Raw genomic sequence first — 15,842 nt, forward strand, 5'->3', positions numbered from 1 at the left:
CCATGAGCGGCAGCATCGGCGTGGTGGGGGGCGGCCAACTGGCCCTGATGCTGGCGGAAGCGGCGCGGCGGCTGGGCGTCGAGCTTCACGTCCAGACGCCGCTGGCCACCGACCCGGCCGCAGACCTGGCCACCAGCGTTGTTCTCGCCCCCATCGATGACCTGGCCGGCACCCGGGCCCTGGCTGCCCTGTGCCAGGCGATCAGCTTCGAGAACGAATGGCTCAACCTCGACGCCCTGGCAGCGCTGGAAGCAGAGGGTGTGGTGTTCTTGCCGCGGCTGCAGGCGCTGCAGCCGCTGGTGTCCAAGCGCAGCCAGCGGGAACTGCTCGGCCGCTTGCAGCTGGCCTCGCCCCGCTGGATTCCGCTCAAAGCGGTGCTGGCGCCTCCTGCGGGGCTGGCTCCCGGTCCGCTGCCACAGCCAGAGGGCGGGCCCGCCGCCGGGGGCTGGCAGCCGGTCATCCTTCAGCCTGCCAACCCGCCCGAACCTGCCGCCCCCCATCTGCCGGAGGGCTTCAGCTTTCCCCTGATGGCCAAGGCCGCCACCGGCGGCTACGACGGCCGCGGCACCGCCTGTATCCACGACGAAGAGGAACTGGCCGCACTGCTGGAGCGTGTGCCGCCTGAGCAGTGGTTGCTGGAGGAGTTCGTGGCGTTCGAGCAGGAACTCGCCCTGGTGGCCTGCCGGGATCGCGACGGCAATGTGCGCGCCTTCCCCCTGGTGCAGACCCACCAGCACAACCGCGTCTGCGACTGGGTGCTCGCCCCCGCCCCTGTGAGCCATGCGGTGCAGGCGCGCGCCCGGAACGTGGCGGCTTCCCTGCTCACGGCACTCGATTACGCCGGAGTTCTGTCGGTGGAGTTCTTCTACGGCTCAGCCGGGCTCCAAGTGAACGAACTGGCACCCCGCACCCACAATTCCGGCCACTACACGATCGAGGCCACCGTCACCAGCCAGTTCGAGCAGCAGGTGCGCATCGTGCAGGGCCTCGACCTCGGCGACACGGCCCTGAAGGTGCCGGGCGCCCTGATGGTGAACCTGCTGGGCTTTGAAACTGCCGCGTCGTCCTACGAGGAGCAGCGCCGAGCCCTGGCCGACCTGCCCGGCGCCAGCGTGCATTGGTACGGAAAACGGGAGTCGAGTCCGAGCCGCAAGCTGGGCCACGTCACCGTGCTGCTGAGTGAGCAGCAACCGGAACAGAGGCTGCAGGAGGCCATGGATCGCCTCGATCAGGTGCGTGCGATCTGGCCGCTGCCTCCTGAGGAAAAGCCTTAGGGTGTGGGCGAACTGCTGTGTTGGTGACTGCCTTTCACAGTTTTCTGATCTGACTCCTTCTTCGACGTGGGTGGTCTGTCGCGACGGTGACGTATGCCGGCCTTGCTGCTGGAAACGAAGCCCCGCTTTGCCTGCCCCTCTGGTTCTTCCAGGTCGAAATCTGGGGCAAGACGGCACGGTGGTTCACCCTTTTCTCGCTCAATTCCCTCGGCCCCTGCTGCGGCGTACTTGCTGGCCTGATCACTGCGTCGCTGCCGGCTGCATCCGTCAGGCAAGCCGGCAGAACACCCCGTCGGACCTCCTTCATTCCATCAAGCCTCAGTCAGCCCATCCAGCCTCAATTGCAGCGCCTCCTTCTCCAGGGTGGTCACCACGAACACCTCCTGGGCGGTGGTGCCCTTGCGCGCCAGCAGCTTGAAGCCACCCCGGATCGGTGCGGACACCTTCAAGCGCAGCACTGGACTGCGACCTTTCACGCGGGTGATCACCGCCGGGGTCACCGTGTCGACGCCATCGCCGGCGGCCAGCCGCCGCAACACCGGAATCAGACCCTCGATGTAGGTGCTGTGGGTGATCACCACGCGACCCATCAAACGGTGTCCTTCATGAGAAACGGTCGCAGGAACTGTTAAAACGATGACAGTTCGGAGGGCATTCCGTGCATCAGACACGCGCCGCCATCGCCCGTCAGCTCAGTTCGCACCAGGGTGAAGCCGTTCAGGTGGTGAAGGCCGATGTGGCCCAGGGGCACAGAATCCGTGGATTGGCCGTATGCCCCGGGCGCGTGATGAGCTTCGTGCTCGATGCCTGCACCGGCTCGGTGCGCACGCGCAACCTGCTGGAACTCTCCTCGCTGACGCGTGATCTGGCCTGAGCCGGTCATGCCCGCTCCAGGGGCGCCATGGTGAGCCCTTCGGCGGCGAGTTGCTGGTGGTACAGCTCCGCCTGCTCCTGCGGACCACACCACACCACCGCCGAGCCTTCGGTGTCGATCCGCTTGGCCAGGGCCCATGCCTGGTCCGGCTGCATGCCGGGGATGTAGGTCAGCAGGCAGGCCACCACGTGCTGATAGGTGTTCACGTCGTCGTCGAGCACCACCACCTTGAAATTGGGATAGGGCTGCTGCAGGCGCACCGGCTCCAGCACCGTGGCGGCTTTGCCAGGAGCAACGCTCCTAGGGGCAGACCCGGCCCATGGGTTGGCAGACACCCCTGCCCCTGGCGTGGCGAAGAAAAGACGAACCATGGCCATCGCGACCGGCCAATACCGGCAAGGCAGCAGCTTAGGTAAAGTGCGCCGAGTCAAAGCCGTGTTCACGCCATGCTGATCACCCTGGGTTGGTCCTCGCTCGCCGCCCTCTTCAGCTTCTCGATCGCCATGGTGGTGTGGGGCCGCAACGGCGACGGCAGCATCAACTTCTGATCTGAGCCCCGTTCGGCGCAACTGATGCCTGAAACAGCCTTCACCCTCACGAACGCTCTGGCGGTCGTGGCCTCTGTGCTGCTTGTGTTCGTGAGTGGAGGCGTCGTTTACCTGTCCACCGTCGAGTGGCGGGATCGCCGCCGCCGTCAGCGCGCCGCTAACCCGCGTCGATGACCCTCGACCCGCTCAGGCCCATCGCGCCGTGGGCCTGGCGCGAAGCGGGTGCCGCGCTGGTGCCGCCTCCCCCACCCTCTGCTGCCGATCGATGGAGCTCCGTCCCTACGGCCGAGCTCATCGCCAGCCTGGCCTCTGACGAGGAGCAGCTCCCCGATCCTGGCGCTGCCCTGGCACTCTGCGGCGGCGACCATCCTGCGGCAGCCCTGCAGCACGGCGCTGACGCGCTGCGCAGGCAACTGGCGGGAGAAACAGTCACCTACGTGATCAACCGCAATCTCAACTTCACGAACCACTGCGTGAAGCACTGTGGGTTCTGCGCCTTTCGCCGGGATGCCGGCGCGGAGGGGGCGTTCTGGCATGGCTTTGCGTTGCTGCAGGAGAAAGCCCGCGCCGCTCAGGCGTGGGGCGCCACTGAGCTGTGTCTGCAGGGCGGCCTCAACCCGATGGCCCGCGAGGCGGGCAGCGCCCTGCGCTACTACGAGGCGCTGCTTGGAGCCTTGCTGGAAGCCGCCCCGGGGATCCATCTGCATGCCTTCTCGCCCCAGGAGCTGCTCTTCATCGCCGAGCAGGACGATTGCCCGCTCGACACCGTGATTCAACGCTTGCGGGAAGCCGGTCTGGGCTCGGTGCCCGGCACCGCCGCCGAGGTGCTGAGTGAGCGGGTGCGTCGGCAGCTGTGCCCCGAAAAGTTGTCGGCGCGAGCCTGGTGCGCGGTGGTGCTGCAGGTGCAGCGCCACGGTCTTGCCAGCACCGCCACGATGATGGCGGGTCACATCGAAGCGGCCGCCGATCGTGTGGCCCACTGGCTCACGTTGGTGGCGCTGCAGCAGCGGGCCTGGAAGGCAGGGGTGCCGGGCTTCTCCGAGTTTGTGCTGCTGCCGTTCATCGGCGCCGCCGCGCCTGAGCCGCTGCGGCGCCGGGTGGGGCGCGATCAGCCCGATCGCGCCGCCATGCTCAAACTCACCGCCCAGGCCCGCCTGCTGCTGGGGCGCTGGTTGGTGAACCATCAACCCAGCTGGGTGAAGCTGGGCCTTGATGGGGCCACCGAGGCCCTGCGCTGGGGTTGCAACGACATCGGCGGCACCTTGATGGAAGAACACATCACCACCATGGCCGGCGCCACTGGCGGCACGAGCCGCAGCCCCCAGGAGCTGAGCAGCGCCGCCCTGGGTCTGGGCCGCCCGGTGCGGCAGCGCACCACCCTGTACGGGACTGTCGCGGCTGAGGCGTTGCCCGCATGAGCCTCACCTTCCCTCGCTGGCGCCTCCCCCACTGGCGCTCGCTGCTGCCGGTCACAAGCGGCGTGATCGTGCTCCTGCTGCTGCCGGCGCTTCAGCTGCAGCGGTTCCCCCGCTCCAATGCCGCGGGCCTAGAGCGGCTGGTCCCCGTCGCTGCCCTGATTCAGAGCTTTGCCGCTGCGCCCGCTCGCCCCGTGCCCACCCTCTGGCAGGAGCGGCTGTCGCAGCCACTGGCCGCGCGGCTGTGGGCACGGCAGCAGGGGCAGTGGTGGCAGCTGTGGGGAGAGAGCGGTGATGGGGGCACCCTGCTGGCGATCAGCGGCAGGGGCTTCGAGGGACTGCCCGAGCGCGCACTGCCCGCCAACAGCTTCCGCCTTGACGATCTGCTGGTGATTGCCGCGGATCCCCTCTCCCGGCAGCAGCTGCAGCAGCAGCTGAGCCGCACGGCTCGCCCGCCCAAGGGAATGGAGAAGCGCTGCGTGGACCAGTTGCGTTCCGCCCAGACGGTCGCCTGGACGGGCACGGCTGTCAGTCAGCTGACCGGAGCCCTGGCGCCGCTGCTGGGCCGTTTCCAGAAGGGTTGCCTGGTGCTGGCGGGAGAGGCCACAGGCCTCACCTGGCGGGGGGAAGCCACAGGATCCGGCAAGGCCGCAGCTGCGGCAGAGCTGGGTGAACTGCCGGCCGTGCCGTCGCGTCAGCCCCTGCCCGCAACCCTGCTGCTCGACGTGGAGGGGGATCGCCTGGATCTGCTGTTCGAAGGCCTGCTCAGCCGTCAGTTGATCCGCCAGCCGCTGGTGGATCGGTATGGACTGCAGGAAACCCTGCTGCGGCGGTTAGGCGGCAGCCCGTTCCGGTTGCGGCTGAGCCCCCAGCCGGCGGGTGCCTTCCAGGCGTCCCTCGACCTGCAACTGCAGGTGGGCAAGCAACGGCAGGAGTGGATCCAGTGGCTGGCCCAGTTGCGTGAGGTGCTCAAGGAACAGGGGCTGGTGGAGCAGCTGCCGTCAGCAGCGGAGCGTGCTGGAGCTGCTGCCGACCCGGCCCCACCCTTGCCCACGGGCGTGTGGCTGCGCCAGGACGGCACCGTGGTGGGGGGATGGCGCTGGATCCGGCCAACCGCCGGCGCCCCGCCGCTGCTGTCCCTGTTTCTGGGCTCGTTGCCGCCACCCGTGCCGGCGCCGCCGCTGCCGAGGATCGAGCTCACTCCTGCGGTTGCCACACTTCCGCAGACCCTGCGGCTGCGTGCAAGACCCCAGGCGCTGGCCGCGTTGGGACTGCTGCCCCCGGCTCTGCCTCCGGTGCTGCAGCAATCTGACCAGTTAGAGCTCGTAGCCCGTTGGCCAGCTGTCGCGAAAGGAAGCAGTAGTGGTCAGGCCCAGGCCTTGTTGGCAGGTTCTCTGACGCTTGACGCTGCAGCGGGCGCCGCACCGGTGGAGTCACCGCCAAGGCCCTGAGGGTCAGCCCCGGGGCAAGCCAGCTTCAGGCGCTGGGAGCTGCGGTGCCGCTGCCCGCTTCAGGACCTGCGGCGATATCAGCGGAGCCGGAGGCCACAGCCACACCGGGCTCCGCGGCAGGGGCTTCAGAGGTAGCGCCAAGGCTCTGGCGCTCACGCCGCCGCCGCTCAGCCGCCACCGTTTCCTCCATCAGCTCCACGGCCTGGGCCATCTTCTCGAGGTTGGACACATACAGGCTGAGGTCCTTGTCGACACGATCCTTGAGCAGACCCATCGCTTCGCCAGTGTCGTGGGCGGCCTGGCGCAGGGCTTGGGGCTCCACAGCGTCAGCCCCTTTGGCCTGTTGCAGCAGGCTGAGCAGCCCGACGGCAAGCAGACGCGAATAGTGGAAGTCCGGGCGCTTCACCGCCTGGAGAACACCAGCGATCGGCTCAGGAGCACCGGTGCCCTGTTCGGTGATCCAGCGGCGCACGTCTTCGACGCTGTGCTGGCCCACGGCCGCCACCGCCTCATTGCGCAGGCGGCGGAAATGATCGGCCTCGTAGCCACAGGCCGCGCACAGGGCCTGGAACAGCGGTTCCCGCTGCGCTTCCGGCCGATAGCCACGGGCGAAGCTGTCGAACACCTGGGTCAGGCCAACCGCGAACAGCGGATCAATCTGAAAACCCTTCTGGCGGCTTAGCAGATGCAGCTCCACGAGCAGTTCGTCCACCATGCGCCGGTAGAGGGGCGCGATCACATGGGGAAACGCACGATGGAACGAACGCTTGCTGTCAGCGACGGTGAGGCAGGCGCCCACACTGATTCTCCTGGTTATCTGGACCTTAGCGCTGCCCCCCTCCCGCCCGATGGGCCGGCGCCACCGCTAGCGCTCACTGAGCTGGACCTGCTCCGGCGAGCTGGCACAGGCCCAGCGAGGGGGAACCGTGGGTGCACTGGCCTCGGTAAGATGGGGGAGTTGCTGATTTTTCGTCCATGATCCCGATCGTGATTGAGGATTCGGGCCGGGGCGAGCGCGCGTTCGATATTTATTCCCGGCTGCTGCGCGAGCGCATCATTTTTCTTGGTGAAACGGTCACGGCGGAATCTGCCAACCGGGTGGTGGCTCAGTTGCTGTTTCTGGAAGCAGAAGACCCTGAAAAGGACATCTTCCTTTACATCAACTCTCCCGGTGGCTCCGTCTACGACGGCCTTGGCATCTTCGACACGATGCAGCACATCAAGCCCGACGTCCAGACCGTCTGCGTGGGCCTGGCCGCCAGCATGGGGGCCTTTCTGCTCACGGCCGGCGCCAAGGGCAAGCGCAGCAGCCTGCACCACTCGCGCATCATGATCCACCAGCCGCTCGGTGGCGCCCGCGGCCAGGCCAGCGATATCCGCATTCAGGCCAACGAAATCCTCTTCCTCAAAGACAAGCTCAACCGCGAACTGGCTGATCGCACCGGCCAACCCCTCGAGCGCATCCAGGTCGACACCGACCGTGACTTCTTTATGTCACCGGCAGAAGCGGTGAGCTACGGCCTGATCGACAAAGTGATCGAACGCCGCCCGATCCGCCCTGTGGATTGAGCCGTCAGATCCTGGTTGCCGGCGCATCCGCAACTTTTCACGCCTGGAGCCAAAGGCCAAAGCGCGGTGGTCCTCACCAGCTTCTGTTGCTTCCAGGCGTATTTCTTAACACTCCAGCATGCCAGCGCCATCAGCAATGAGTTCATGGCCCCGACGCGCACTGCCGACTTTACGCCTACCTAAGGGTAAGCAAACATCACAGGGTTGCCACTTGTCACACATAGGCCCGAAGGATGAATTCGAAAACTGCCCCTGCAATCTGATCCCTTCAACTGACTCGATAAGGATCCCGAACGATAGGTTAGAAAGAGGCAAACTCTAGAGCCAACCCTCAAACGATGACGATTTGCAGAAACAAAGAAGAACTTGCTATGCATCGATCAACATCCTCAGAAGTGGTTGTCTGCGAATTGATCTGTCAGGATTTCGATGATCGAGGAGCTCATTGCGTGATCATTGATGCTCTATTAACTTAACATTCTGTAAACAGCTTTCAGGGAATTGGTCTATTGAAGCCTATTAAAGTTGAACCCTTCAGACTTTACCGACATTCTGGCATTGATGCTTTGGAAGCGGACCTCCAAAAGGCTCCATGCCAGCTTTCTGAAAGGGAGGATCCTTTGTTCTTGATCAGACAGGTGGATTGTCCTGAAAGCGAGGAGTCGAAACCAAGGCTCAATCTTTCGGTTGATCCGACTTAAGCAAGTAGCTCTTGCTGAATTTCAGCTCTTTCCAAAGGGAGCGAATCTGGTCGTAGGCATCGACCTGGGTAATCTTGCCATTGGCCTGCAATCCCACGATCAGTCCCACACGGTCGGCGAACTGCTCGAGATTCTGATGAAAAGCTGCGCCCTCGGGGGTCCAGTCGTCACCGTGGTAACGACTGAACGACTCCATCGGGGATTTGATATCGCTCAACGGTGTTGATGCAATGAGGTCAATTTTATAGGAACAAGCGCCATGAAGGTCTGATCAGGGTTAAAGGCAGATAAAGGAAAGGGGCTGATGTCGCAAGGTCATCAGCCCTTGGCCTGGCTCAGGTGGTGGCTGGCAGCAGGGGGGAGAACCGTTCCTTTTCTGGAATCACACTGAATTCAGCCACGATGCTGCGGAACTCGTCACCGTTGAGGCTTTCCTTTTCGATCAGCAGTTCCACCAGGCGATCCATGCATTCGCGGTGATTGCCTACCAGCTCAAGGGTGTCCTGGTAGCAACGGTCCACGATCAGGCGCACCTGCTCATCGATGCGGCGCGCGATCGATTCCGACACGTCGCTGCGGGTCATCAGGTCGCGGCCAAGGAACACCTCCTGGTTGCCTGCCTCCAACGAAACCGGACCGAGGTCGCTCATGCCGAAGCGGGTGACCATCTGACGGGCAAGGCCCGCCACCATCTGTATGTCACCGCCAGCACCGGTGGTGACTTCGGCGTGGCCGAACACCACGGCTTCAGCGGCACGCCCGCCCAGAGCACCCATGATCCGTGCCTGCAGCTGGGAGCGGCTCACGAGCATCTGCTCTTCATCGGGGGCAAACCAGGTAAGGCCCTGGGCCTGGCCGCGAGGAATCAGTGTGACCTTCTGCACGGGGTCGTGGTTTTTCACCAGGGTGCCCACCAGCGCATGGCCCACTTCGTGATAGGCAATCAGGCGCTTGCTGCGTCCATCAGTGAGCGGCTTGCCTTCCATGCCGGCGATCACCCGATCCACAGCATCGTCGATCTCGGCCAGGCTGGTGGCCTCCTTGCGGCGCCGCGCGGTGAGGATGGCTGCCTCGTTGAGCAGGTTGGCGAGATCTGCCCCTGTGAAGCCTGGGGTGCGACGCGCAATAGCCTCAAGCGACACATCCTCTGCGAGTTTCTTGTTGCGGGAGTGCACTTCCAGAATCGAGAGGCGGCCCTTGATGTCAGGCGCGTCGACGCTCACCTGACGGTCGAAGCGGCCTGGACGCATCAGCGCTGAATCAAGCACATCGGGGCGGTTGGTGGCCGCGATGATGATGATGCCGCTGTTGCCTTCAAAGCCGTCCATCTCCGTCAGGAGCTGGTTGAGGGTCTGCTCGCGCTCATCGTTGCCACCGCCGATGCCGGCGCCGCGCTGGCGTCCCACCGCGTCAATTTCATCGATGAAGATGAGGCAGGGGCTGTTTTCCTTGGCCCGCTTGAACAGGTCGCGCACGCGGCTGGCGCCGACGCCCACGAACATCTCCACGAACTCGGAGCCGGAGAGGGAGAAGAAAGGCACACCGGCCTCACCTGCGATCGCCTTGGCCAGGAGGGTCTTGCCGGTGCCAGGGGGGCCCACCAGCAGAAGTCCACGCGGAATCTTGGCGCCCACCGACGTGAAGCGTTCGGGCTGCTTGAGGAAGGTGACCACCTCCTGCAGGTCTTCCTTCGCTTCTTCCACGCCGGCCACATCGGCGAACTTCACGCCGGTTTCCGCTTCCATGGCAAAGCGGGCCTTGGTTTTTCCGAACTGCATGGCCTGGCCGGGACCGCCGGGCATGCCCGAGGAGCGCCGTGCCAGGAAGATCAGGGAACCGATCAGCAGCAGCGGGAACAGCAGGTTGCCGAGCAGGCCCAAGGCCGGAGGGGAATTGCGCGGCGGGTGGATGTCGAAGCTGATGCCCTTCTGCTTGAGATTGTTGATCAGCTCAGGGGCCACGCCGGGGAGATCCACACGCAGGCGCTGCACGCGGTTGTCGAGGTCCGGGTCCACCGCCTCGATCACGGCACTGCGGCCGCCGTCGTAGATGTCCACCGCGGTGACGCGTCCCGCCTCCACGTAGTCGAGGAAGCGGCCGTAGCTCATGCGGGCCACAGCCGTGTTACGTGCGCTGGAGATGCCGGCACCGGTGCTATCAGCGAAGCGGGCGGGGCCGCCACTGCCGAGCACCTGCCAGCCAAGGAACACAGCGACTCCGACAGGGAGAAGCCAAAGTGCGATCAGACGCCAGCGCTGGTTCATAGCTGAGAGGTTGTTTTAACAACTGTAAAGCTCGGAATCCAAGAAGGAGACAGCTCCCTGCGGATCCACCCTTCTCTCAGCCTGCCATGGTTGGGTGGGTTTCCTGCGCATCCGGCTGCAACCCCTCGGTCAGCAGCGCCCCCGGATCGCTTTCCATCAGCAGATCGTTGACCGACAGCGTCTCGATCAAGTCGGGGCCGCCCAGGCTGTGGGTCCAGATTTCCACTTCACAGCTGGCTGGCGCCTCGAAGCTGAGGAACTCGAAGGGAAAGGCAACCCGTTCAAGATAGAAGGTTTCAGGGCCGCAGCAGCGAAGAATCACCATGCGGTCGCTGGCGTTGCGATACCCGCAGGGGAGTAGTGCCACGGTTGGAGCCTCATCTCAGAACCCTCATAAACGCACCATCGGCGCCTCCCGTTTGGTCACGATGACCACCAATAGGCTTTCTTAATCTTTTCTCGGGATTGTGTGCCTGGGCCTGATCGGTTCAGAGGCTCCGCAAGGCCACGATCGGATCCAGCCGCGCCGCCCGCCGCGCCGGCACCACCCCGAAGAACAATCCGATCGAGCCGGACAGTCCCACCGTGAACAGCACGCTGCCGGGATCGATCGATGCCGGCAGGGGCGTGAAGCGGGCGACCCCTGCCACCGTGGCCAGCCCCACCGCGCTGCCGATCAAGCCACCGAGGCTGGCAAGCACCAGCGACTCCACCAGGAACTGGGCGAGCACATCGCCGCTGCGAGCGCCCACCGCTTTGCGCAGCCCGATCTCCTGCGTGCGCTCACTCACCGACACCAACATGATGTTCATGATGCCGATGCCGCCGACCAGCAGGGACACGCCGCCGATCGCGCCCAGCATCAAGGTGAGTCCTCCGGTGATCTTGCCCACGATCGAAAGTGCATCCTGCTGGGAGCGCACTGCGAAGTCGTCCTCGCGCAGGATGCGGTGCCGCTGGCGCAGCAGGTTGGTGATCTGGAACTTGGCAGCGCCAGTGCTGGCCTCATCGCGCGCCTCCACGCTGATGAACGTGAGCACCACGCCGTACGTTGGATCCCGACCGCTCAGTTTGCTCACCATGGTGGTGAGCGGGATGTAAGCAGCTTCGTCCTGGTTGTTGCCGAACACCGCCCCCTTCGCGGCCGTCACGCCGATCACCTCGAAGGATTGGTCGCGGATGCGCAGGATCTTGCCGATCGGGGAATCGCCAGGCAGCAGCTTGTTGCGCAGATCAGGGCCGATCACCACCACGTTGCGGGCGGAGCTGAGATCTTCTTCGCTGAAGAAGCGGCCCTGGGCGATCTCGAAGCGGCGCACTGGCAGGAATTCAGGCGTGATGCCCGACACCGACGCGCTGGAGCTGCGCGCGCCGGCCTGCACCACCAGATTCATGGTGATCTGGGGGGCCACCCGCCGCACAGACGGCACCTGGGAGGCGATCGCTTCGGCATCTTCCAACACAAGAGTGCGGGGGTTCTGGAGCCCCTGGCGGCGGGTGTCGTTGTTGCCGGGCACCACGAAGAGCACGTTGGCTCCCAGGGTGTTCAGCTGCCCTTCCGCCAGGTTCTGGGCCCCCTTGCCCACCCCCACCAGGGTGATCACCGAGGCATTGCCGATCACGATGCCAAGCATGGTCAGCAGGCTGCGCATGCGGTTGGCCCCCAGCGTGGAGAGCGCCATCCGGATGGTTTCGCCAATGGGCAGCTTCGACGCCATGCCTGAAACGGGTTCAGGGCTCATCATGGCCAGCAAGAACCGCGCCCGGGCGTGTCAGATCTCTGGGGTCTGACGGCCGCCCTGGGTGTGGTTGCGCGCACCGCGGTGCACGAGGCCTTCGCGCAGCTCCAGCGTGACGAACTCGCCGTGGCGGAGATCGGTGGTGGCATTGGCTACGCCCACGATCACCGGTACGCCCAGGCGCTGAGCGATGACGGCGGCATGGCTGTCACTGCCATCCGTTTCGGCGATCACGCCCCGCGATTTGCGGATCGCCTCCACGTAGGCCACGGTGGTTTCACGCACCACCAGGATTTCACCTGCCTCCAGCCGGGCTGCGTCTTCAGGGCTGTTGGCCACGTGCACCCGGCCGCTGACGGAGCCATCGCCGATGCCCAGACCGCGACCGAGCACGGCCGAAACAATGCCCACTTTCACCAGATCGGTGGAGCCGCTGACGCCCGCCAGGGTGCCGGCGGTCTGCACCACCAGGTCGCCGTCCTTGAGCAGGCCCTGCTCCTGAGCCACCCCCATCGCCAGGGTGAAGGTGCTGGTGGTGGAGTCCTGGTTGCTGATCAGCAGGGGGTTCACCCCCCACACGAGCTGCAGCTGGCGGGCCACGTTCACATCGTTGGTGATCGCCAGAATCGTGGTGGAGGGGCGGAACTTGCTGACGTTCCGGGCGGTGGCACCGGTTTTGGTGAGCGGCAGGATCGCAGCCGCCTGGAGCTGGCGCGCAATCGTGCTCACCGCCTGGCTGATGGAATTGGGGATCGTGCTCGCCATATGCGAATCGACGTGCCGGGTGGGGTAGTCGCGCTCGATCCTCAAGGCGATGCGGGCCATGGTGGCCACCGCCTCCACGGGATAGTCACCCACGGCGGTTTCGTTGGACAGCATCACCGCATCGGTTCCATCCAGGATGGCGTTCGCCACGTCGCTCACTTCGGCGCGGGTGGGCCGCGGACAGCTGGCCATGCTGTCAAGCATCTGCGTGGCCGTGATGATCGGGATCCCGAGCATGTTGGCCTTGCGGATCAGGTCCTTCTGCAGCAGCGGCACTTCCTCGGCAGGCATCTCCACGCCCAGGTCTCCGCGGGCCACCATCACCCCGTCGCAGAGGGGCAGGATCGCGTCGATCTGATCGATCGCCTCGAACTTCTCAATCTTGGCGATCACCGGAGTGCTGTGCCCAAGCGTGGCAATCAGCTCGCGGATCTCCTGCATGTCGGAGGGGTTGCGCACGAAGCTGAGCGCCACCCAATCGACCCCCTGTTGCAGACCGAAGGCGAGGTCCTGGCGGTCTTTGGTGGTGAGAGCCCGGATCGAGAGCTGCACATCGGGGAAGTTCACCCCTTTGTTGTTGGAGAGCACGCCGCCCACCACCACCGTGCAGTGGAGTGTGCGACCCGTCTGATCCACCGCGTCGACCACCATCTCCACCCGGCCGTCATCCAGCAGGATGCGGCTGCCGGCGGGCACCTCATCGGCCAGCTTGTCGTAAGTGATCGTGGCCACCGACTGGGTGCAGGGCACCCCCCTGGAGGTGAGCGCAAAGGGATCGCCGTTGGCGAGGGTGATCGGCCCCTGCTCGAAGCGACCGAGCCGGATCTTCGGCCCCTGAAGGTCGAGCAGGATGCCCACGTGGATGCCCAGCTCATGGGCCACCTGACGGATGGTGGCGATGCGCAGGGCGTGCTCGGAATGATCGCCGTGCGAGAAATTCAGGCGAAAGGTGGTGGCACCGGCGTGAATGAGTTCACGCAGGCGCTCGGGGCTTTCGGTGGCCGGACCGATGGTCGCCACGATCTTGGTGCGACGCGAAAGATCGGGAGCAGCCATCGGAGCGCCGGACGGTGAGCGGAAACTACCATCCGAAACCACCAGGCACCCGCCGCGCCCGTCGCCATGGAGCTCAACCACTACCAGCAGGAAGCGCGCTCCACCGCCCGCTACCCCTCGGTGGGAAGCAATCCCATCTACCCCACCCTGGGGCTCTGCGGAGAGGCCGGCGAAGTGGCAGACAAGGTCAAGAAGGTGCTGCGCGACGGGGACGGGAGCTTCGACGCGGACGTGCGAAGCGCGATCATGCTGGAGTTAGGAGACGTGCTCTGGTACGTGGCTCAGCTGTCAAGCGAGCTCGGTTTCGATCTCAACACCGTGGCAGCCGCCAACCTCGCCAAGCTTGCCGACCGCCAATGCCGCAATGTCATCGGTGGCAGCGGCGATCAGCGCTGAACCCAGCGGCAGCATCCGACGGGGCCGGCACGCGCTCGTACCCCGGGCACCTGGCCTCACCCGGGCCCACTCGCAACTGCAGGGCATGACCAGCCCCCTGTCGCTCTGCTGGTGCGCCTGAGCCCGTCTTTCGCCATTGTTTTCCGATCCCCCTGCGTTCCTGGAGTGCCATGCAGAACCTGCGTGATCGCCTTGTTCATGCCATGTGCTGGGGGCGATTCTCCGCACCGATCCAGGACGCGACACAAGCTTTGAGCCGGCGGTCTGACCGCGCCCTGAAAGCCTGCCTGGCTTGCCGTCCTCAGCGCCTGCTGGGGCCGCTTCTGCCCCCTGTGATGCTGGCTTCCCTGCTGGTGGCCTTCGTGCTGCTCGGCCCTGTGCCGCCGGGCTGGGCCGCCGATCTGGTGGTGAGTGACGTGTCCCTGGAAGCCTGCCCGGCCGCTGATGCGGGCGCCCAACCCCTCCTGCGCCGTGCCGCCGAAGCCAGTTGCTATGCCCTGCGGGGCGTGGTGGAGAACCCGGGCCGCAAGCCCGTTGTCGACACTGATGTGTTCGCCGTGATCGTGGATGCCAGCGGAGAGCCGGTGCTGCAGAACCGCAGCCGGGTGGGCTCGATCGGTGATGTGCCGCCCGGCCGCTCCGACTTCGCTCTGCGCCTGGCCGTTCCAGCCGGGACGCCAGAACCCTTGCAGGTGCGCAAGGCCCGTGCCCATGGCTTCAGCGCCCCCGTGCGCACACGCGCGGCGGAAGGCGATGAACTGCTCCCCCTGGAGCAGGCGGTGCAGGAGCAGGAACTGAGCTGATCGCGCGGGCCTCAGCCGCCGTGATCAGCGGGTGGAGTCAGTACCCGAAGCCGGAGCCGGCGCCCATCAGCGAGCCACTCGCTGCGCCCAGCAGGCTCTGGCCCAGGCTGAGCGCCAGGAAGGCGATCAGGGCAGAAAGGTCAAGGCCGCCAATGGGCGGAATCAGCCCCCGAAAGGCGTTGAGATAGGGATCGGTGATCGAGCTCACGGTGGACAGCACCGGGTTGCTCCAGTCGAGATTGGGGAACCAGCTCAGCAGCACCCGCACCAGCAGCACCAGGCTGTAGATGCTGAGGGTCTGGGCCAGCACCGCAAACAACTGGCTCAGGATCGTCAGGGACATGGGCGCCATCGGCTCGTGCTTCGACTTTATGGGGAGGTGCGCGGTGGCGTGCGGGCGCCAGGGAGTTCCGCCTCACCACGCACGGCGAAGGTGCGGTGGAACTTCTCACTGAGGCTGAGCCAGTAGGAACGGCCGTCGCTCTGCCGGCGACGCTCGATGAAGTTCTGGGCCAGCAATTCCTTGATGTGGTCGTAGGCCCCGGAACCGCGCAGTTCCACGAGATCGGATTGAAGGATGCGTTTCTTCAGGGCGATGGTGGCCAGGGTGCGCAGGGTGGCGGTGGAGAGCTCCACCGGCAGCAGGTTCTGCACCAGGCCGCTGAGGCTCTCGCGGAGCTGGAGGCTGTACTGGCGCCCCTCCTGGCGAATCTCCAGAGCCGTGTCCCGATGGGCGTAGTCGGCCATCAGCGTGATCAGGGCCAGCTCAACCGCTTCGGGGACTAGCGCCACGCCAGGCTCCAGGCTGGCGAGCCGGGCCAGCTCGGCCAGATCCAGGGGCCGTCCCTTGAGATAGAGGATCGCCTCGATGCGCGCCGCCAGCGACAGGGAAGCCGCGCCCGTGGCCGCCGCACCCAGGGAGCCTCCGGTGAGGCCCGTCGTGTCGTCGCTGGACATAGAGCCGACCAGCAGAGTCTGGGCCGAACG

19 protein-coding genes and 1 other RNA gene are annotated in these 15,842 nt (G+C 65.4%); 10 read left to right on the forward strand and 10 right to left on the reverse strand.

The window, feature by feature from the left end:
• Positions 1-2 precede the first annotated feature (2 nt).
• Positions 3-1,274 (forward strand): 5-(carboxyamino)imidazole ribonucleotide synthase, encoded by a 1,272-nt coding sequence (locus tag ACXMDP_RS09925; protein WP_457766837.1) that lies wholly within the window; start codon positions 3-5, stop codon positions 1,272-1,274.
• Between the two features lie 6 nt (positions 1,275-1,280).
• Positions 1,281-1,463: non-coding RNA, 6S RNA (ssrS, locus tag ACXMDP_RS09930), on the forward strand.
• A gap of 122 nt (positions 1,464-1,585) precedes the next feature.
• Here the strand turns inward: ssrS and ACXMDP_RS09935 are convergent.
• Positions 1,586-1,864 carry a DUF2103 domain-containing protein gene (locus tag ACXMDP_RS09935; RefSeq protein ID WP_457766838.1) on the reverse strand — a complete coding sequence of 93 codons (279 nt, stop codon included), beginning with the start codon at positions 1,862-1,864 and terminating at the stop codon, positions 1,586-1,588.
• A gap of 68 nt (positions 1,865-1,932) precedes the next feature.
• Here ACXMDP_RS09935 and ACXMDP_RS09940 point away from each other — a divergent pair, with 68 nt between their 5' ends.
• Entirely contained in the window at positions 1,933-2,148 is a 216-nt protein-coding gene (locus ACXMDP_RS09940; RefSeq protein ID WP_094510512.1) for a hypothetical protein, read from the forward strand.
• 5 nt (positions 2,149-2,153) lie between these two features.
• Here ACXMDP_RS09940 and clpS read toward each other — a convergent pair whose 3' ends face one another.
• Entirely contained in the window at positions 2,154-2,519 is a 366-nt protein-coding gene (gene clpS, locus ACXMDP_RS09945) for an ATP-dependent Clp protease adapter ClpS (RefSeq protein ID WP_457766839.1), read from the reverse strand.
• 75 nt (positions 2,520-2,594) lie between these two features.
• Here clpS and petN point away from each other — a divergent pair, with 75 nt between their 5' ends.
• Genes petN through ACXMDP_RS09965 form a run of 4 tightly spaced genes read left to right on the forward strand, consistent with a single transcriptional unit; the run spans position 2,595 to position 5,562 of the window.
• Positions 2,595-2,696, forward strand: coding sequence for a cytochrome b6-f complex subunit PetN (petN, locus tag ACXMDP_RS09950; protein WP_094510511.1), 102 nt, complete (start codon positions 2,595-2,597; stop codon positions 2,694-2,696).
• A gap of 24 nt (positions 2,697-2,720) precedes the next feature.
• Positions 2,721-2,870: a hypothetical protein gene (locus tag ACXMDP_RS09955; protein WP_198948206.1), complete on the forward strand. Its 150-nt coding sequence runs from the start codon at positions 2,721-2,723 to the stop codon at positions 2,868-2,870.
• Positions 2,867-4,114, forward strand: coding sequence for a CofH family radical SAM protein (locus tag ACXMDP_RS09960; protein ID WP_457766840.1), 1,248 nt, complete (start codon positions 2,867-2,869; stop codon positions 4,112-4,114). The genes ACXMDP_RS09955 and ACXMDP_RS09960 overlap by 4 nt, the downstream gene beginning before the upstream one ends.
• Positions 4,111-5,562 (forward strand): hypothetical protein, encoded by a 1,452-nt coding sequence (locus ACXMDP_RS09965; protein ID WP_457766841.1) that lies wholly within the window; start codon positions 4,111-4,113, stop codon positions 5,560-5,562. Before ACXMDP_RS09960 ends, ACXMDP_RS09965 begins: the two co-directional genes overlap by 4 nt.
• 25 nt (positions 5,563-5,587) lie before the next feature.
• Here ACXMDP_RS09965 and psb29 read toward each other — a convergent pair whose 3' ends face one another.
• On the reverse strand, positions 5,588-6,361 hold the full coding sequence (gene psb29 / locus ACXMDP_RS09970) for a photosystem II biogenesis protein Psp29 (protein ID WP_255139698.1): 774 nt from the start codon (positions 6,359-6,361) through the stop codon (positions 5,588-5,590).
• Positions 6,362-6,537: 176 nt separating this feature from the next.
• On the opposite strand from psb29, the gene clpP reads away from it, so the two are divergent.
• On the forward strand, positions 6,538-7,131 hold the full coding sequence (gene clpP / locus ACXMDP_RS09975; protein ID WP_255139699.1) for an ATP-dependent Clp endopeptidase proteolytic subunit ClpP: 594 nt from the start codon (positions 6,538-6,540) through the stop codon (positions 7,129-7,131).
• 675 nt (positions 7,132-7,806) lie between these two features.
• On the opposite strand, the gene ACXMDP_RS09980 is transcribed toward clpP, so the two are convergent.
• The 5 genes from ACXMDP_RS09980 to pyk form a co-directional block, all read right to left on the reverse strand.
• Positions 7,807-8,049 (reverse strand): DUF7219 family protein, encoded by a 243-nt coding sequence (locus ACXMDP_RS09980; protein WP_457766842.1) that lies wholly within the window; start codon positions 8,047-8,049, stop codon positions 7,807-7,809.
• Between the two features lie 118 nt (positions 8,050-8,167).
• A complete protein-coding gene (gene ftsH, locus ACXMDP_RS09985; RefSeq protein WP_094510506.1) occupies positions 8,168-10,096 on the reverse strand; it encodes an ATP-dependent zinc metalloprotease FtsH in 1,929 nt (642 codons plus the stop codon).
• 76 nt (positions 10,097-10,172) lie between these two features.
• Positions 10,173-10,463, reverse strand: coding sequence for a DUF1830 domain-containing protein (locus ACXMDP_RS09990; RefSeq protein WP_457766843.1), 291 nt, complete (start codon positions 10,461-10,463; stop codon positions 10,173-10,175).
• 121 nt (positions 10,464-10,584) lie between these two features.
• Positions 10,585-11,814 carry an ABC transporter permease gene (locus tag ACXMDP_RS09995; RefSeq protein ID WP_457766844.1) on the reverse strand — a complete coding sequence of 410 codons (1,230 nt, stop codon included), beginning with the start codon at positions 11,812-11,814 and terminating at the stop codon, positions 10,585-10,587.
• Between the two features lie 54 nt (positions 11,815-11,868).
• Positions 11,869-13,656 (reverse strand): pyruvate kinase, encoded by a 1,788-nt coding sequence (gene pyk, locus ACXMDP_RS10000; protein WP_457766845.1) that lies wholly within the window; start codon positions 13,654-13,656, stop codon positions 11,869-11,871.
• A 66-nt stretch (positions 13,657-13,722) separates the two neighbouring features.
• On the opposite strand from pyk, the gene ACXMDP_RS10005 reads away from it, so the two are divergent.
• Complete coding sequence (locus tag ACXMDP_RS10005; RefSeq protein WP_094510502.1) at positions 13,723-14,052, forward strand: nucleoside triphosphate pyrophosphohydrolase family protein; 330 nt, start codon at positions 13,723-13,725, stop codon at positions 14,050-14,052.
• 335 nt (positions 14,053-14,387) lie between these two features.
• Complete coding sequence (locus tag ACXMDP_RS10010; RefSeq protein ID WP_094510755.1) at positions 14,388-14,855, forward strand: hypothetical protein; 468 nt, start codon at positions 14,388-14,390, stop codon at positions 14,853-14,855.
• Positions 14,856-14,892: 37 nt separating this feature from the next.
• Here ACXMDP_RS10010 and ACXMDP_RS10015 read toward each other — a convergent pair whose 3' ends face one another.
• Both ACXMDP_RS10015 and scpB read right to left on the reverse strand, forming a co-directional pair.
• Complete coding sequence (locus tag ACXMDP_RS10015; protein ID WP_255100911.1) at positions 14,893-15,198, reverse strand: YggT family protein; 306 nt, start codon at positions 15,196-15,198, stop codon at positions 14,893-14,895.
• 26 nt (positions 15,199-15,224) lie between these two features.
• Positions 15,225-15,812: an SMC-Scp complex subunit ScpB gene (gene scpB, locus ACXMDP_RS10020; RefSeq protein WP_457766846.1), complete on the reverse strand. Its 588-nt coding sequence runs from the start codon at positions 15,810-15,812 to the stop codon at positions 15,225-15,227.
• Positions 15,813-15,842: the final 30 nt, after the last annotated feature.

Source organism: Cyanobium sp. ULC065 (assembly GCF_977927515.1).

Excerpts from the sequence above, each read along its gene's own strand:
- ACXMDP_RS10005 (WP_094510502.1), top strand. The coding sequence starts at position 13,723 with ATGGAGCTCAACCACTACCAGCAGGAAGCGCGCTCCACCGCCCGCTAC.
- ftsH (WP_094510506.1), bottom strand. The coding sequence starts at position 10,096 with ATGAACCAGCGCTGGCGTCTGATCGCACTTTGGCTTCTCCCTGTCGGA.
- clpS (WP_457766839.1), bottom strand. The coding sequence starts at position 2,519 with ATGGTTCGTCTTTTCTTCGCCACGCCAGGGGCAGGGGTGTCTGCCAAC.
- ACXMDP_RS10015 (WP_255100911.1), bottom strand. The coding sequence starts at position 15,198 with ATGTCCCTGACGATCCTGAGCCAGTTGTTTGCGGTGCTGGCCCAGACC.
- pyk (WP_457766845.1), bottom strand. The coding sequence starts at position 13,656 with ATGGCTGCTCCCGATCTTTCGCGTCGCACCAAGATCGTGGCGACCATC.
- clpP (WP_255139699.1), top strand. The coding sequence starts at position 6,538 with ATGATCCCGATCGTGATTGAGGATTCGGGCCGGGGCGAGCGCGCGTTC.
- ACXMDP_RS09935 (WP_457766838.1), bottom strand. The coding sequence starts at position 1,864 with ATGGGTCGCGTGGTGATCACCCACAGCACCTACATCGAGGGTCTGATT.
- ACXMDP_RS10010 (WP_094510755.1), top strand. The coding sequence starts at position 14,388 with ATGCTGGCTTCCCTGCTGGTGGCCTTCGTGCTGCTCGGCCCTGTGCCG.
- ACXMDP_RS09955 (WP_198948206.1), top strand. The coding sequence starts at position 2,721 with ATGCCTGAAACAGCCTTCACCCTCACGAACGCTCTGGCGGTCGTGGCC.
- scpB (WP_457766846.1), bottom strand. The coding sequence starts at position 15,812 with ATGTCCAGCGACGACACGACGGGCCTCACCGGAGGCTCCCTGGGTGCG.
- ACXMDP_RS09925 (WP_457766837.1), top strand. The coding sequence starts at position 3 with ATGAGCGGCAGCATCGGCGTGGTGGGGGGCGGCCAACTGGCCCTGATG.
- ACXMDP_RS09995 (WP_457766844.1), bottom strand. The coding sequence starts at position 11,814 with ATGGCGTCGAAGCTGCCCATTGGCGAAACCATCCGGATGGCGCTCTCC.
- ACXMDP_RS09965 (WP_457766841.1), top strand. The coding sequence starts at position 4,111 with ATGAGCCTCACCTTCCCTCGCTGGCGCCTCCCCCACTGGCGCTCGCTG.
- ACXMDP_RS09960 (WP_457766840.1), top strand. The coding sequence starts at position 2,867 with ATGACCCTCGACCCGCTCAGGCCCATCGCGCCGTGGGCCTGGCGCGAA.
- petN (WP_094510511.1), top strand. The coding sequence starts at position 2,595 with ATGCTGATCACCCTGGGTTGGTCCTCGCTCGCCGCCCTCTTCAGCTTC.